We start from the raw sequence: 15,831 nt of genomic DNA on the forward strand, positions 1-15,831 counted from the left end.
CGCAATGGCATCCTCATCCGGTTACAAACTGCTGCAGATCGCACTGGTTGTCTTCGGCACGGTGATGCTTCTGCTCTATCCACTGGCTGTGGTGTGGCCGTCGGGTTGGGCGTGGCATCACGGTGCCCCGTATGACTCCGACTACTTCATGATGATCGTCGGCCTATATGCGACGTTGGGCGCTTTCCTCTGGAACGCGGCGCGGCGTCCCGAGGCCAACATCAGTCTGATCTGGTTCACCGTGTGCTCGAGTGTTGTCCACGCTGCGATCATGACGGTGCAATCCTTTGGCAGCGGCCATCATCTGGGGCATCTGTGGGGAGATGTCGCGGCGCTGCTCCTGGTGGCTGTCGTGCTGTCGGTCCTCGTGCCGGTATCCGGCATCTCCAGATCAGAGTGACCGGCGTCTACCGTTCACACCCATTGCACGAGTTGCCACACGATTCCGTTGGGGTCGGCGAACTGGCAGTAGCGCTCACCCCATGGCTCGGTCTCGGGCGGAGTGATGACGTGCGCGCCCTCGGCGGCGATCCGCGCGAACTCGGCGTCGATGTCGTCGACCACAAATACGATGAGCAGGCCCTGACCCGCTGATCCGGCGATGGATGCGGGCTTGAAGGTCTCGAGCCCGGTACGCAGAAAAATCACGTTGATGCCGGCGTCCGGGTGGGTGAGTGAGATGAAGCCCTCGGCCGCCATTGTCTCGGTGAACCCGAAGTGATTCTGGGCGAATGATGCCGAGGCGGTGACGTCGTCGACGTTCAGGGACAGGGCGGTGCCGGTGATCTTCACGGTGAACCTTTCGCGTGTGGATCTAGAAACGTGTCCGGTGCCCAATGCTATTGGACGGTGGATCGCGGTGGCCCGCGGTTCGTTACCCGAATCCTGAATCGGTTGCGGCTTGATTTCGTCTGAGGTTTCTTGCTCGTTCGGCCCGTCGGCGGGCGTGTTTGTCCGCCAGTCGGGTTCGGGGCCGATTGGGCATGGTGGGACGGTTGTTCGGTGGTGATGCCGTGGACTGCCATCGATAGTTGGTCACTTCGGGGAAAAGATCCTCGCCGGTCCAGGCCGGCCCGTGGAATCGAACTCCCTCCGGGCTGATGAATGTTATTCGGATGCGGCCGTTTTCATCGACTTCTTGGATGTCGATCCAATCGCCGAAGGACTTGAGCAGGTGGTGGAACTTGCAGAGGCATTTGATGCCTTCTGCGGAGGTTTGACCGCCGGTGGCCGGATCGTCGTGGTTGTACTCCTCGGTGTGGTCGAGCTCAGATTTCCACGCCGGACGCCCGCAGCCCGGAAACACGCAGTATCCATCGCGGATCCGGATGATCACAGCCAGTGCTGTGGATGGTCTATAAGGATTTGCCCGTTGGGTTTTGGGAAGCGGCCTCGTCTGGCCGCGGCGAACCCACCTCGGGGGCCGGGAATGCTCGTGACCCTCATGACCGTGACCTGTAGCCGGGCCGGGATCGGATGGCGGCGGTGCTTGGCATTCTGCCTTGATCGGGCCCTCGGACTGATCGGACTCGTCGGACCTGTCATCTTGATCGGGAGCGGGCTCCTTCGCGTCGCGCTTGGCTGTGATCAGACGTTTCCATGTCGACAGTCGCTGCTCGTAGTCGAGATCTCCGCGATCAGTTTGTGTTGCAGACGGTTTGGATAGATCTCCACCAACAGGGCGCACCCGTGCATCGCTTCGCTGTGCGAGTTCGAGTGCGTGTTCACCTGAGATGACGCCGTGCCCGTCCACGAATCCTGGGTTGGCTGATTTCCCTTCGGCTGTTGCTTGGTCCATCACCACGTGTATCACGAAGTTGTGGCCGGAATTGCTGTCATCGACATCGTCGACGCGTGCGAACTCACAACCTTCGGAGTTGCCGCATTCGCAGATGAACTGGACATCCATGGTGGCGCAGAACAACGCATCCGAAAGTCGTTGTGGGGTGGTACGGGGATCGTCCTTGCAGACGCGGGCCGCCAGTTCCTGGACCCGTTTGTCGAGCAGGAGCGCGTTCTCGGCTGTCATCGAAGCGAAGATGTCGGCCATCCCGTCCTCGGTGGGATATCGCTTGAAGTTTCGACCTTCTCTTGCTCGGGCTCGGCGTTCTCGAACACCTTCGGGGTCATGCCGGAACACGATCTGGTCGACCATGTTTCGCATCCGGTCGAAGGACCAGGAGCCATCTCGCCATAGCATCTCGGCGATCTCCCCATCAACGGAATCCGACCACGGCATGCCATCCACAAGTTCAGTACGCGAGACGATGTCGGGGATGTGGTGTGGTGACACCCGGCCGGCCTTGAGGGCGTCATTCACGTGAGGTAGACGGTCCCGCAACGCAATTCCCCGCCGCATGATGCTGTCGGCGGCACCCGGTGTCACATTGAGGGCCGCGCCGATGCGCGCCGAGCACTGAGCCCATCCGTCGAGTTGCAGGAGATCTGTCTCGCTCGATGGTGCCGCAAGTTGGCGATGCATTTCTGCCACCGTTGCGTATTCCGCCCACGCGGCAAAGCCTTTCGCGCGCGACACCATCTGCAACGAACCGGTCAACTCGTCCGTACGCAGCAGTGACGGCGACGCCACCCCCAGCGCCGCGAATGCTTCGTCGATCCGATCTTCGAACATGTATGCGACTATGCCACGGGCCTACGACAACTCCGACAAGTCACCGTTGTTGGCTGACCACTACCGGCCTAGCCTGGGGACCATGTGGCTTCGGTTCATCCACGGGGCAGGCGGATACTTCGACGATCGGGAACTGGCGGACGGTCTCGGTGTTGCGGTCGGTGCCGCGGTCGACATGCCACACATCCCCGAAGACGATATGTCGTTCGAGGCCTGGGCTGTCCCGGTGCGGCACATGGTGGCTGCGATGGGTGCGGCCGATCTGCTGATCGCACATTCCTTCGGTGCGTCGGTGCTGCTCAGGGTATTGGCGGAGGAAGCGCGGCCGGTCCCGTCGCGGGCGGTGCTGCTGGCGATGCCGGACTGGAGTCCGCAGGGTTGGGACATCGAGGAGTACGCGTTCGATGGTCGCGAGCCGGTCCAGTCGTTGTCGTTGCACCACTGTCGTGACGACGAGGTGGTCCCGATCGCCCATCTCGCGTTGAACTCGGCGCGACTGCCCTCGGCCCGGGTGCATGAGCATCCGTCCGGTGGTCACCAGTTCAATGGATTGGTGGACACGATCGCCGTGGACGCAATTCGCGACCGGTGAACCTCAACCTTGGCGGCGCACGATCTCGGCTATCCAAATCGGTGCGAATGGAGAGGTGCAGTTCGGGGGCGTCGGGTAGTCCTTGAGGACCTCGAGCCGCTCACCGATGTCGATCGCGCGGGCGCGGTACTCGGGTTGGGTGATCCCGATCCGCGCCAGGCACTCGTTCATCGCCCACTGCTTGCGGTCCGGTGCGTCCTTCATCTCCGCCTCGATCTGCCCGAGCAGCCCCGAGAGATCAAGGCCGTCCGGGCTTTTCCCGACGCGATCGGTGGTGAGAGCCCAACCTGCGCTTGCGACAACGGGATCGGGGTCGTCGAACCAGGCGAGGCGTAGCTCCTCGGCGTTCGGATTCTTCTTCACCACGTAGTTCAGCAGCCAGTCATGCACTTTGGATGCCCGCGCTTCGCGCAGCATTTGGTCGAGCTGTTGGGCGGTGAACTCGCGTGGGCGGCAGATCAGGAGCGCGAGCAGCCTCGCCGCCGTGTCATCGGTCTTCCAGAGTTCGCCGGCGAACTCGTGTTGTGTCTTCAGCCGCTTGGCGATCGCACGCAGTTTGCTCAGGGGTACCCCGTGGTCGTCCCCGTGCCGTTCGTTCACCGCCCGCATCTTCGGATTCTCCAGAGCAGCCAGTTCGGCCATCACCTCGGGCAGTGTCGTGTCAGTCATCGAGTCCCCTTGCAGACAACGCGTCGGCGAAATGGTCGGCGATGTGTAGAGAGCCCAGGACCACCGGTACGGCAAGTCTATGCGGCATGAACTTCAGTCCGCGGGCGCGACGGGCCTCGTCGACCTGGGTGACGAGTTCGACCACGAGTGGGATCGCGCGAATGGCAAGGGCCAGAACCAGAGCCATTCGATCGGGGCGGAAGCCGAATCTCTGGAGCGGAGTGAACATGCGGGTCAACGCGGCCAGCATGTCCATGGTGCGGGTCGTCAGTGAGACCGCGACGGCGAGAGCAACCGACAGGATCATGACACCGCAGACCACCAGCGCCCGCTCCCAGCTGGCGAAGATGACCTGAAAACCGAAGATCATCAACACAACCCAGAACAATGGCCGCAGCGACGCGAGCACAACCCGTATCGGCAACCGGGCGAGGACAAACACCGCGACAACACCGATGATGCCGACCGGCAGTCGCTCCGGGGTGTCGATCAGCGCGGTCATCGCGATCACCACAACAGCGAGGGCAACCAGTTTGAATCCCGCGGGGAGACGGTGGATCGGCGAGTTCCCGGGTTGGTAGACGCCTAGTGCGTCACTCATGCCATCAGCGTTCGATAGCGCGGAAGGGCTTCTCCGGGAGGCCCGTCGGCGACAACACCGCCGTCGTCGATCACGATCACGCGGTCGAAATCAGAGACCAATTCGAGGTCGTGACTCACCACGATCAGCTGCTGCGGCAGGTCGGCGAAGACGCCGCGGATCATCGCACTGTTTCGGAGGTCGAGGAGCGTGGTGGGCTCATCGGCCACGATGATCGACGGTTCGGTGACCAGTATCGACGCGAGCGCCAACAACTGTTTCTGACCGCCGGAGAGCTTCTGTGCGGGATGATCGGCGTGCCCGGCGAGCCCGAATCGAGCGAGGATCTCAGCAACCCGACCGGCGACCTCGGACTTCGACAGCTTGCCCCGCGACAGGGACAGCGCCACGTCTTCGCCGACGGTCGGCATGATGATCTGGCGGTCCGGGTCGGTGAAGACGAATCCGACCTCTTTGCGGATGGCGCGGGTTTTGCGCCGGGTGTCGAGACCGTTGACCTCGACCGCGCCGCTGTCGGGGAGGACGAGCCCGTTGATCATCCGGGCGAGCGTCGATTTCCCGCTGCCGTTGGACCCGACGATCCCGATCCGCCGCTCGGTCAGTTCGAGATCGACGTCGCGTAGTACTGCTCGATCTGCGTAAGCGTGGCTTACGCCTCGGAAGGTGACTCCCGACATCACCGTCGCTTCACACGCAGCGGGGTGATCAGCCCGGGATATCCGCGATGAACCTGCCGGGCGACGACTGCGGCGGCGGCGGCTTTGACGAGGTCGCCGGTGACATAGATGCCGTTGGTGCTCAGTGCTGCCCACCACGTCATGTCGGCGCGGACCATCAGTCCGATCGTGCCGAAGAGGTAGATGACACCGAGTCCACCGATGACATTGATGACAAACCCCGGGATGACCCGGTACTTCGGCATCATCAGGGCAGTTCCGAGGCCGATGACGATGACCGCGGGGAGCCAGCCGATGAAGAATCCGGCCGTGGGGGAGGTGAGCGAGACGAGTCCGGTGCGACCGCCGGCCAGGATCGGCAATCCGCAGATCGCCAGTGTGCTGAAGATCAGCACCGCGAGCGCGCCCTTGCGCCAGCCGAGGATGGCGCCGGCGAGCATCACGCCGAGCGTCTGGAGGGTGATCGGGACACCGCTGCTGCCGACCGTGATCGTTCCGGGAAGACCCAGCGCTGCGATGAGTGCCGCAAAAACAGCTGATTGGGCGAGGTCGCGCATGGTCAGGCCGACAGCGGTCTTGCGCGTCCGCCCCTCGGTGGGCATGGTCAATTCTGATGTCACGGTGATACCTCGTGCTGTGGGACTCGGATGCTGCATCCGGGTACGTCAGCTCCGAATGGATGCGATTTCCGTGGTAATTCTACGGATCGACGGGGTGGTGGTTTCCGCACCGTCACCTTTTAGACATAAGTCACGAATCTTGGCTATCCTGGGGCATGCCCAAGGCGCTACCCGTCATCGACATCACTTCACCGATCTGCTGTGCCCCGATGTCCGCGGCGCCACTGACCGACGACGATGCCCTGGAGATCGCGCTGCGACTCAAAGCCCTGGCAGACCCGGTCCGGATCAAGTTGATGTCGATCCTGCTGACCGCTGACACGGCGGAGGCATGCACGTCCGACCTGGCCACGCTGTTGACCTTGTCGGAGGCCACGGTCAGCCACCACCTCGGCCAACTCAGGAAGGCGGGCATGCTCACCTCATCGCGCCGCGGCATGAATGTCTTCCATTCCGCGCATCCGGATGCGCTGAACGCCCTGCGCGGCGTGCTCGACCCCGACTGCTGTTGCTGACGTCCGTGGCACACGAATCAACAGATTCGTTGCGCAGAAAGTTCATGCGTGATGCAGTCAACCTACGTCTGATGGGTAGGAGAGCGACTGATGGACGAGCGGGACCTCGGACCTCTGGCGGACATCGAGCAGCGTGTGCTCTGGCTCGCGACGTCGATGATTCACCACGCCAACCGGGTCCGGCCGAATGCGACTGGGCTGAAGGTCGGTGGCCACCAGGCCTCGTGCGCGTCGATGGTGTCGATCATGACAGCGCTCTGGTTCGACCAGCTGCGTCCCGGAGATCGGGTCGCGGTCAAACCGCATGCGTCGCCGGTTCTGCACGCGATCAACTACCTGCTCGGCGAACTCGATGAGTCGTACCTGACCCGATTGCGAGAGTTCGGCGGCCTGCAGAGCTACCCGAGTCGCACGAAAGACCCTGATCCGGTGGACTATTCGACCGGATCGGTCGGCATCGGCGCCACCGCACCCATCTGGGGTGCAGTGGCCAGGCGCTATGTGGAGACCACATTCGGCGGTGCCGGCGCAGGCAGGCAGTACTCGCTGGTCGGCGACGCCGAACTCGACGAAGGCGCCGTGTGGGAGGCGATCCTCGATTCGTCGGTTGCCGAACTCGGTGAAGTCGTGTGGATCGTCGACCTGAATCGCCAGTCGCTGGACCGGGTTGTCCCGAACATCGCCGCCGACCGCCTGGAGAAGATGTTCGGTGCGGCCGGTTGGCAGGTCATCACCGTGAAGTTCGGCGCGTTGCTCGAGGAACTGTTCCTGCGTCCCGGCGGGCAGCCGCTGCGATATCGCATCCTGCAGATGCCGAACCCCGAGTATCAGCGATTGCTGCGCTGCCAGGCCGACGAACTCCGCACCCGCCTGCCCGGTGACGGCCCCGGCGCAGACGCGGTGGCCGAGCTCATCGCCGGACTCGACGATGGCACCCTGACCCGGGCGATCCGGAACCTCGGTGGCCACGATCTCGACGCATTGCGCAAGGCGTACAGCACGATCGACGACACCCGGCCGACGATCATCCTCGCGTACACGATCAAGGGCCATGCGCTGCCGACCGAAGGTCATCCGCAGAACCACTCATCGCTGCTGACCGTGCCGCAATACGAAGAGTTCGGTGCCGGTCTGGGCATGGACCCGGCCAACCCGTGGGCCCGGTTCGGCGAGAACACTGCTGCGGGCCTGCTGTGCGCACAGACCGCCGCTGCGCTGCACCGCGACGATACTGTCGAGAAACTGCCGCCGGCGGTGCCCGCCGACTTCGGGCGGACGCCGTCGGGCACGTCGACCACCCAGGCCGCGCTCGGTCGCACGCTTCTCGACCTCAGTCGTGAATCCCCTGACGCCGCACAACGTGTGGTGACGGTGAGCCCCGATGTCAGTTCCACCACAAATCTCGCGGGATGGCTCAACAAGGTCGGCGTGTGGTCCCCGGGGGAACGCAGGAACTGGTTCGACGACGACTCCGAGACGATCATGCACTGGCGGGAACGCCCGACCGGTCAGCACATGGAGCTCGGCATCGCCGAGACGAATCTCGTTGGTCTGATGGGTGAACTCGGTGCCACCTGGAGTCGGTGGGGCGAGCCGCTCTTCCCGATCGGCGTGATGTACGACCCGTTCGTGGAACGCGCTCTCGAACCGTGGTCGTACGGAATCTACGCCGGCGGACAGTCGATCCTGGTGGGTACGCCTTCGGGCGTCACCCTCGCGGCCGAAGGTGGTGCGCACCAGTCGATCACGACACCGTCGATCGGATTGGAGCAGCCGGGCTGCATCAGCTATGAGCCCGCGTTTGCGATCGATGTGGAGTGGATCCTGTTGTCCTGCATCGGTCGTCTGGGCCGGTCCGGCGGCAGTTCGTCGTACCTTCGGCTGTCGACTCGCCCGGTGGATCAACGGCTGGCAGCGGTGCCGACCGATCCGGCCGCCCGGGAACGTCGTCGCCGGCAGGTGGTGGCCGGCGCGTACACGGTCCGGTCCGCAACGAATGCGCAGGTGACCCTGGTGGCCATGGGCGCCATGCTCACCGAAACACTCACGGCCGCAGAGCGACTCGCCGACCAGGGGATCGCTGCCGAGGTGGTGTGCGTGACCAGTCCAGGGCTGCTCTTCGAGGCGCTACAGGCCCGCCGCGGCCACGGTGACGCACCGACCTGGATCCTCGACCAGGTGTTCCCGGCCCAGCGCGCCGCTCCGATCGTGTCGGTCCTCGACGGACACCCACACACCCTGGCGTTCCTGCAGACCATCAACCAGGTCCGCGGAATCTCCCTCGGCGTCAGCCGATTCGGCCAGGTTGGCACCCTCGACGACGTCTACCTCTACCACGGCATCGACACGGACGGTATCGTCCGCGCGGCCCTCGACCTGACCCAATAACCATTCCGCCGACCGTGCCCAAATCGCCGTCCAGCGTGCCGAAATCACCGACAAACCTGCAACTTTGGCACACTCGATGGTAACGACGGCACGCTCGACGGTAACGACGGCACGCTCGACGGTAACGAGAACCGCCGAGCGTGCCGAAATGACCGCCCACCGTGCCGAAATCACCGTCGAGCGTGCTCATCGGCCGACCAACCGATCGAGCGGCACCGAGCTCGACACCAAGACTAAACTGCCACACATGGCAAAGAAGCGCTGGAGCGATTTATCGACTGGTCAGCAGCTGGCGATCGGTGTCGGCGGTGCTGCCGAAGTGGTGATTACCGCCCTTGCGCTGAGAGACCTCGCCCGGCGGCCGACCTCGCAGGTACGCGGACCAAAGGTGGGCTGGCTGGTGTCCTTTGTCATACAGCCATCTGGCCCGATCGTGTACTTCGCGGTCGGCCGTCGGCCGGTCGAAGAGTCTCGGGGTGGGGAGGGGCGACCTGACTCAGTAGCGGGCGCCGCGCATCGGGGCCGGATCGTACAACCCTGAATGCGTTGTCGATCCGATCTCGAGTTCGGCCGTCTTCGCCTCGGTGATGTCGGTGAACTGCTGCAGTGAGCCCCAATCCCGGCCCCAGTCGTTCCGCAGATACGACGGAACGATGGTGGGCCGCAACATCGCCTGGGTGATACCGAGCGGTCCACCGGCGTCGCCGGACATCCACGTCTGCGAGTTCTGACGGGTCGCCTGCGCGTCCGGCAGAATCCGCCACTTGGGCACCTCGATCACGCCGTACTTCACGGCCATCGGCTGCTGGCATGGGAACACCAGTGCCGGAAGCCAGTCGATCATGACCGGATCTTCTTGGCCGACAAGGTCGTTGAGCGTTTTCATCTTCGTGATGCGCGGGGGTGTGAACGCGAGCCACTGGTCTGGCGCACCGGCGGTGTCCGTCGCGATCACGCGCACCACCGAGGCCCCGTCGGGGGCATCGCTGAGCGGGAACCGCAGGTTCCGCCAGATCGGCGGTTCACCGATGTCGATCGGGCTCAACTGACCCAGTGGCTCAACGGTATTGCCCGGACCGGGGCGGCCGAATTCCACAACGAGTTTCTGGCCCGGCTGCGGGATTCCGTCACCGTCGACCGCTTGGATGCGCCCGGAGGCAGAGATCGTCAGCAGCGGGGCAGCCGCATTCGCGTCGGGCATCTGGTACCAGGCCGAGGTGGCCGAACCGCCGGCCGAACCATAGCTGCCGAGCACCGGAGTCTTGGCCGGGTCGAGGCCGAACGGCAGACGCACGGTCGAGCCGTTCACACCCAGAGCTCCCTGGCCGCCACCGGTTCCGGTCTCTTCGGTGTCGTCGGTCTCGTCGGAACCGGCGGCGGTTTGCGCGGTGTTCTGCGCGGTGGTGGCCTCGGTGGATTCCGTCGCGTCCACGGACAGGTCGTTGGGCACACCGTTCGGAGTGAATCCGGTCATTTCGTTGCCGGCGAGTGCTTCGCCCGGGGTCAGATCGACCTGACCCTCGACCGTTGCCGGCTGCAGCAGTCCGGTGTTCGGATCCGGTTCCACGAGAACGTCATTGGCCAATGCGCAGGTGTCACCCTGCAGTGCCGCGACGTTGGAGTTGAGCCAGGACCAACTGTCCCGCTGTTCATAGGCGGCCTTGGCGAACGACAGCAGCATGAACAGCACCATCAGCCCGGAGATGACGGGCATGGGGGAGAACGCGAACTTGTGCCAGAACCGCGAGCCCTCGGTGCGCTGTTCGGCACCGACGTAGTCGTCCCGGAAGTGCTGATACAAACCAACAAGTGTGGTGGCGACAGCGATCGCCAGGATGATCCAGGTGACCTTGATCCCGGCGATGGCCGGAGGCTGATCCCACCACGGGATGCCATAGCTCGCCACGAACCACCAGCCGTTGGTACCGGCGAACGACAGCGCCGTCACATAGAGCACAGCGGCCGCGAAGAACGTGCGATTTCGCCTGCGCCGCAAGATCGCCGGAGCCATCATCGCGCCGGCGGCCGCAGCGAGGGCGGCGCCGATACCCGCGTAGACCCCGAGGTGATGGGTCCACTTGGTGGGTGTGAAGGCGAGGAAGAAGATGAAGCCGAAGACACCGGCCACCAGACGCCAGGTGGGACCCTTCGGGATACCCATCGGTGTCCGTCGCCGCAGCAGCATCAGCAGAACGACCATCAGGCACAGGAATGCCATCAGGATGCCGAAGCGACGCGTCAGCGTGCCGTCTGCGGTCGGCAGCATCAGGTAGTAGTACCGAACCGGTTCCTGCCACCACTCGAGCGTCGGTCCGACCTCGGACGCAACCTTCGACGACGTCTGGATCGTGGCCAGGGTCTGGTCGGCAAAGATGTTGTACAGCACCGCGGTACCGGCTGCCAGGATCGGCATCAGGAGCGGTAGCAGTCCGTCACGGCCGCGTCGGGCCATGATGCGGCGCAACAACGGCCGGATACCGGCGAGCAGCAGGGCCACGGCCATCAGTCCACCGGGCGCCAGCGCGAGTGTGAACGACGCGATGATCGTGGCGATCGCCAGCGGCAGTAATCGGCCGGTCGCGATGGAGCGGTCCACCGAGCACCAGGTCAGCAGCGCGCCGACCGCCAGTGCGGGTTCGGGGCGCAGACCGTTGTTGAACGGCATCCAGATCGCGAGGAACACGAACAGGGCCGACCACAGTGCCGGGGTCGAATTCCGGACGGTGCGGCCCAGACGCGGGATCACCTCGCGGGAGATCAACCACCACCCGAGCAGTCCGAGCAGGAAGGCGGGCAGGCGCATCCACGGAGCCGACAGGCTCACGTGGGTCATGGCCGAGATCACCTGGTAGTGCCACCCGAAAGGATCTTGCGGCACACCGTAATAGCGGTAGTAGTTGTCGACGTATCCGGCTTTGGAGGCGATGCGCCCGACGGTGAAGTTGTAACCGTCGTCGGACGTGTTGGAACCCATCAGCCACCACAGGCCCAGGACCACGAACACGACCACATCCGAGATCCGGATCGTCCACCATCGTGCCGGGAGGAACCGGTGGTGCCCACGACCGTCGCGCGCATCGAGCAGTGCCAGTGCGATCAGGGACACGATCGTCATCACGATGCCGATGACCATCGCCGCGAACTTCAGGTTGGTCGGTGTGGTGACGAACCGGGTGTCGATGGTGGCCGAGAACGCCATGCCTTCAGGCGATGCGCCCTCGGGCAATTCGGTGAACACACCGACGATCTGCGGACGCAGGTTCGGGTCCGGAACGTCGAACGTGAGCTGACCCTCGGTGCCGCCGTTCACGATTTCGCCGTGGGCTCGCTCGCCGTCGGCGATGAACGTGATCCGGCAATCGGGATTTGCCTGGGCCACAGCACGATCCGCGGTCAGCACCACCACGTCACGATCGGTGACGGTGATGCTGTCGGAGGTGGCGCGGATGAACAGGCCTCGTGACGTCGCGTCCTGCCCACCGGCCGGCAGCGTCGAGAGCAAGACGCCGCCACGGGACGGGAGTTCTGCGGCCGTCGCACAGGGGATGGACACCCGCACGTCGGTCGGCACAAACGACACCAGTGGTGCCGCGACATTGACGACCTGGTTGTCCTGCGGCCAGTTGAGTTGCGCGGTGGTCTGTTTCACCGGCATCAGCGGACTGAGGCAGGCGAGGAGGAAACCGATGACGCCGGCGACCACGGCAATTGTCTTGACGTTCCGGTAGCCGGGGCCGGCAAACCTGCTCACTGACCCGTTTTTACTGATGATGCTCGCCTTTTCACTCATTTTCTTGCGGCACCACTCTCAGCGGACCGGTCCGCGACCAGCCCCATTTGGTTTCGGTACCGGTGGTGATGTTTGCTTCCGGAGCGTCGGGCACCAGCGGGGTCAGGACTTCCAGCGACCCCCAGGAGCGGTACCAGTCGTCGTCCAGGTAGGTCGCGACGGTATTGGCGCTGGTGACGGATTCACTCACGCCGAGCACGCCGCCGTCCTCGGCTGCCTGCCAGGTCTTCGACTGCGAGGCGGCCGTGGTGCGGTCCGGCAGGATGCGCCACTCGGGGATCTCCGCGACACCGTTCGTGATGGCGAACGGACGCTGGCACGGGAACTGGCTCGCCACGCTGAAGTCGATCAAGGTGGGAGCCTGCGAGCCGACGACCTCTTGCAACGTCTTCAGCTGCGGTGCCCGCGGCGGGGTGATCGCCAACCACTGTTTCAGGTTGACGTTGTTGTCCTTCGCGATGATCCGCATCCCGGTCGCCTGGGTGGGTACCTGGTCCATCGGGATCACCAGGTTGCGCCACGACCGGTTGGGCTTGTCCGGACCGGGGTCGATGGGGCGGATCTGCGCACCGACATCGGTGAACGTGCCATCCGCTTCGGCGATGCCGAACTGGATCAGCAGTTGTTGCCCGAAGGTCATCACGCCCTCTTCGTTCAGACTCAGGACAGGTCCGGCAGCGCTGAACGCTAGGATCGGAGAACTGTCACGGGCCGGTAGTTCGTACCAGCCGGTCGTCAGCGTGGCCTCACCCGAGTTGTAGCCGTAGCTACCGAGCACCGGCGTGGTGTCCGGGTCCAGCCCGAACGGGAGGGCGACGGTCGAGCCGTTGACCGTCTCCGGCCCGTATCCACCGGCGATACCGGCGCCCGATCCGGCGACCACAAACGGCTTGTTGGAGCTCGCCGAGACGTTCATCTGTCCGGGACGGGCGGATTCGGCCTCGGGGGTGAGGCTCTCGGGCACGCCATCCGGTGAGAACCCGACCGGCTTCTCGCCGGCGAGGGCATCGGAGACCGAGACATCGCCTGCCGGCGTCAGCATGCCCTGATTGGGGTCCTGCTCGACCAGTACGGCGTCGGCCATCGCGCAACTGTTGCCTCGCAGGGTGTCGAGGTTTGCCTCGAGGACGGTGTACGACGGGTACCGGGCGAGCGCGGCCTTCGCGAAGACCGCCAGCATGCAGATCACCATGAATCCGGCGACCAGCGCGATGGGGGACGACGCCACGTTGAGTCGGCGGCGATCGGCCTTGTTTGCCTTTTCGTCGTCGTCGCCGCCGGTGTGGACGAGTCCCTTGTTCTGTACGAAGTCGAGGCGCAGGTGCTGCCAGATGGCGACGGCGCCGGCGACAACGGCAAGGATCAGGAAGATCGTGGAGACCTCACGACCGGCCAGGACGGGCGCCTTGTCGAACCAGGAGATCCCGAAGTCGTAGGCGTACGGCCAGGCGTTGTCGCCGGCCATGGCGGCGGCCAGGGCGAACATCAGCCCGGCGATGAACACCGAGAGATTTCGGGTGGATCGGGCGGCCGACTGCGCGACGGCGATGGTCGCGGTGGCCGCCAGCGCGGCGGCGAACCCGGCAAAGATGCCGAAGTGGATCGTCCACTTGGTCGGGGTGAACATCAGCAGGAGCAGCGTGATCAGGGTGGCGCCGAGGAGGCGCCACACCGGCCCGGGATCGACGGCCCGGATCTTGCTGCGGCGCAACATCACCGCCAGTGTCACGAACACCGAGGCCAGCAGCAGGAGCACCGGAATCCGTCGGGTCAGCGCGCCGTCCGGGGTGGTGACGGTGAGGAAGTAGTAGCGCAGATACTCCTGCCACCACGAAATCGTTGGTCCGACGACGTAGCGGGTCCGGATCGCGTCGAAGACGGTTGCCAAGGTCTGGTCGCGGAAGACGACCAACACGACGAGGGAGGCGGCGGCAGCCGACGGTGCCGCGAGTGCGGCCAGGTTCACCCACCGGCCGCGGGTTGTGGTTGAGGATTCGCGACTGCGCTCGATGACGATTCTCAGCATCGGACGGGCGCCGACGATGAGGACGGCGATCGCGATGACACCCTGCGGCGCCACTGCCAGAGTCAGGCCGGCAACCATCGCGGCCACCGCGGCGGGGAACAACCGGCGGGTGGCGATGGCGTGTTCGACGGCCCACCAGGTGAGCAATGAACCGAGGATGATGATCGACTCGCTGCGCAGACCGCTCGCGAAGGGCATCCAGAACGCGGTGAACACGCCGGCCGCGGCCCAGACGGCCCAGCCGCTGCGGCGCACCCCGGCACCCAGTCGTGGCAGCAGCACCCGCGAGAGGATGAACCAGGACGCGAGACCGGCCAGCAGGGACGGGATCCGCATCCACAGACCGGACGTCGACACCTCCGACCAGGCTGCGAGGAAGGAGTAGTACCAGTCGAACGGTGCCTCGGCGATCCCGTAGAAGCGGTAGTAGTTGGCGAGGTATCCGGCAGATTCCGACACCCGGCCCATGTTGAGGATGTAGCCGTCGTCGGCTGTTCCGGCGCCGAGGAAATGCCAGATCACCAGGACCGCGGTGACCGCGATGTCACTGGCGCGGGGGCGAAACAGTCGCTTCCAGGAACGTTTCCCGAGGTTGCGGTGGTAGCCGTCGATGCGATCGAGCAACACCAGGCAGACAAGGGAGACCACGATGGCGATCGCACCGAGGATCACGACGAGGGACTTGATCGCGGTCGGCGAGTTGTCGAAGCGGGTGTCGACGGTCGTGGTCACCGAAAGGCCCTGTGCGGCAGCCGCTTCGACGTCGGACGTGGACAGGGCGGTGAAGACCCCGTCGAACTGCGGCCGCGAGTCGATGCCGAGCAGACCGGCGGGGCCGAGCCCGACGAACTCGGCGCCGGCACCACTCGGTGTCGACCAGACGTGGAGTTCGCGGCACTGCGGCGTGTCGATGGCGGTGCGCGTCGCGGATGTCGCCAGCTCGTTGCGGAACACCACCGTCACGCCATTGGCCGATGCGTTGACCACAAGCGCGTTCTGGTTGTAGCGCTCGGCCCCCGGCGGCATGGTCGCCAGGACCAGTCCGCCGTCCTCCGGAAGTGTCCCGATCAGGGAGCAGGGGATCGTCGCATCGAAGGCCTTCGGCGTTTGCGCGATCAGCGGCGCGGTGACCGATGCGGTCTCGGAAGAAAGTTGCTGGCCAGTGGGCCATTCAATCGCGGCAGTGGACTGCTTGACCGGCAGCAGAGGAGTAATCGCACAGAACACGATCCCCACCAGACCGGCAACGATTGCGACGAGGCGGACTGTCCCCGCACTGGGGAGGTGAGAGGACACAGGCACGAGTCACGATGGTATTGCA

At 64.7% G+C, this 15,831-nt stretch carries 12 protein-coding genes; 4 read left to right on the forward strand and 8 right to left on the reverse strand.

Going from position 1 to position 15,831, the window contains the following annotated elements; all coding sequences use genetic code 11:
• Positions 1–4: 4 nt before the first annotated feature.
• Entirely contained in the window at positions 5–400 is a 396-nt protein-coding gene (locus H290_RS0109305) for a DUF6632 domain-containing protein (RefSeq protein WP_020106527.1), read from the forward strand.
• A gap of 14 nt (positions 401–414) precedes the next feature.
• Here H290_RS0109305 and H290_RS0109310 read toward each other — a convergent pair whose 3' ends face one another.
• Together H290_RS0109310 and H290_RS0109315 are read right to left on the reverse strand one after the other, a co-directional pair.
• Complete coding sequence (locus tag H290_RS0109310; protein WP_020106528.1) at positions 415–792, reverse strand: glyoxalase/bleomycin resistance/extradiol dioxygenase family protein; 378 nt, start codon at positions 790–792, stop codon at positions 415–417.
• A gap of 82 nt (positions 793–874) precedes the next feature.
• The gene (locus tag H290_RS0109315) at positions 875–2,632 is read right to left on the reverse strand and encodes an HNH endonuclease signature motif containing protein (RefSeq protein WP_020106529.1); all 1,758 of its coding nucleotides are present in this window, start codon (positions 2,630–2,632) and stop codon (positions 875–877) included.
• Between the two features lie 82 nt (positions 2,633–2,714).
• Between H290_RS0109315 and H290_RS0109320 the strand changes: the two genes are divergently transcribed.
• The gene (locus H290_RS0109320) at positions 2,715–3,224 is read left to right on the forward strand and encodes an alpha/beta hydrolase (RefSeq protein ID WP_036518532.1); all 510 of its coding nucleotides are present in this window, start codon (positions 2,715–2,717) and stop codon (positions 3,222–3,224) included.
• A gap of 3 nt (positions 3,225–3,227) precedes the next feature.
• On the opposite strand, the gene H290_RS0109325 is transcribed toward H290_RS0109320, so the two are convergent.
• Genes H290_RS0109325 through H290_RS0109340 form a run of 4 tightly spaced genes read right to left on the reverse strand, consistent with a single transcriptional unit; the run spans position 3,228 to position 5,773 of the window.
• Positions 3,228–3,893 carry a DNA alkylation repair protein gene (locus tag H290_RS0109325; protein WP_020106531.1) on the reverse strand — a complete coding sequence of 222 codons (666 nt, stop codon included), beginning with the start codon at positions 3,891–3,893 and terminating at the stop codon, positions 3,228–3,230.
• Entirely contained in the window at positions 3,886–4,494 is a 609-nt protein-coding gene (locus tag H290_RS0109330) for an energy-coupling factor transporter transmembrane protein EcfT (RefSeq protein ID WP_020106532.1), read from the reverse strand. Before H290_RS0109330 ends, H290_RS0109325 begins: the two co-directional genes overlap by 8 nt.
• Complete coding sequence (locus H290_RS0109335; RefSeq protein ID WP_020106533.1) at positions 4,491–5,171, reverse strand: energy-coupling factor ABC transporter ATP-binding protein; 681 nt, start codon at positions 5,169–5,171, stop codon at positions 4,491–4,493. The genes H290_RS0109330 and H290_RS0109335 overlap by 4 nt, the downstream gene beginning before the upstream one ends.
• The gene (locus H290_RS0109340) at positions 5,171–5,773 is read right to left on the reverse strand and encodes a biotin transporter BioY (protein WP_020106534.1); all 603 of its coding nucleotides are present in this window, start codon (positions 5,771–5,773) and stop codon (positions 5,171–5,173) included. Before H290_RS0109340 ends, H290_RS0109335 begins: the two co-directional genes overlap by 1 nt.
• A 173-nt stretch (positions 5,774–5,946) precedes the next feature.
• Here H290_RS0109340 and H290_RS0109345 point away from each other — a divergent pair, with 173 nt between their 5' ends.
• Together H290_RS0109345 and H290_RS0109350 are read left to right on the forward strand one after the other, a co-directional pair.
• Positions 5,947–6,306, forward strand: a complete 360-nt coding sequence (locus H290_RS0109345; RefSeq protein ID WP_020106535.1) for an Rv2640c family ArsR-like transcriptional regulator — start codon at positions 5,947–5,949, stop codon at positions 6,304–6,306.
• A gap of 90 nt (positions 6,307–6,396) precedes the next feature.
• The gene (locus tag H290_RS0109350; RefSeq protein ID WP_020106536.1) at positions 6,397–8,694 is read left to right on the forward strand and encodes a transketolase C-terminal domain-containing protein; all 2,298 of its coding nucleotides are present in this window, start codon (positions 6,397–6,399) and stop codon (positions 8,692–8,694) included.
• Between the two features lie 496 nt (positions 8,695–9,190).
• Here H290_RS0109350 and H290_RS0109360 read toward each other — a convergent pair whose 3' ends face one another.
• Positions 9,191–12,484 carry an arabinosyltransferase domain-containing protein gene (locus H290_RS0109360; RefSeq protein ID WP_020106537.1) on the reverse strand — a complete coding sequence of 1,098 codons (3,294 nt, stop codon included), beginning with the start codon at positions 12,482–12,484 and terminating at the stop codon, positions 9,191–9,193.
• Complete coding sequence (locus H290_RS0109365) at positions 12,477–15,812, reverse strand: arabinosyltransferase domain-containing protein (RefSeq protein ID WP_081631540.1); 3,336 nt, start codon at positions 15,810–15,812, stop codon at positions 12,477–12,479. The genes H290_RS0109360 and H290_RS0109365 overlap by 8 nt, the downstream gene beginning before the upstream one ends.
• Between the last annotated feature and the right edge of the window lie 19 nt (positions 15,813–15,831).

The organism is Nocardia sp. 348MFTsu5.1 (assembly GCF_000383535.1).
GTDB classification, from domain to species: Bacteria; Actinomycetota; Actinomycetes; order Mycobacteriales; family Mycobacteriaceae; genus Williamsia; species Williamsia faeni.

Bases quoted from the DNA above. Each gene is read 5' to 3' on its own strand.
- H290_RS0109305 (WP_020106527.1), top strand. From the start codon at position 5: ATGGCATCCTCATCCGGTTACAAACTGCTGCAGATCGCACTGGTTGTC.
- H290_RS0109315 (WP_020106529.1), bottom strand. From the start codon at position 2,632: ATGTTCGAAGATCGGATCGACGAAGCATTCGCGGCGCTGGGGGTGGCG.
- H290_RS0109320 (WP_036518532.1), top strand. From the start codon at position 2,715: ATGTGGCTTCGGTTCATCCACGGGGCAGGCGGATACTTCGACGATCGG.
- H290_RS0109325 (WP_020106531.1), bottom strand. From the start codon at position 3,893: ATGACTGACACGACACTGCCCGAGGTGATGGCCGAACTGGCTGCTCTG.
- H290_RS0109330 (WP_020106532.1), bottom strand. From the start codon at position 4,494: ATGAGTGACGCACTAGGCGTCTACCAACCCGGGAACTCGCCGATCCAC.
- H290_RS0109335 (WP_020106533.1), bottom strand. From the start codon at position 5,171: ATGTCGGGAGTCACCTTCCGAGGCGTAAGCCACGCTTACGCAGATCGA.
- H290_RS0109340 (WP_020106534.1), bottom strand. From the start codon at position 5,773: ATGCCCACCGAGGGGCGGACGCGCAAGACCGCTGTCGGCCTGACCATG.
- H290_RS0109345 (WP_020106535.1), top strand. From the start codon at position 5,947: ATGCCCAAGGCGCTACCCGTCATCGACATCACTTCACCGATCTGCTGT.
- H290_RS0109350 (WP_020106536.1), top strand. From the start codon at position 6,397: ATGGACGAGCGGGACCTCGGACCTCTGGCGGACATCGAGCAGCGTGTG.
- H290_RS0109360 (WP_020106537.1), bottom strand. From the start codon at position 12,484: ATGAGTGAAAAGGCGAGCATCATCAGTAAAAACGGGTCAGTGAGCAGG.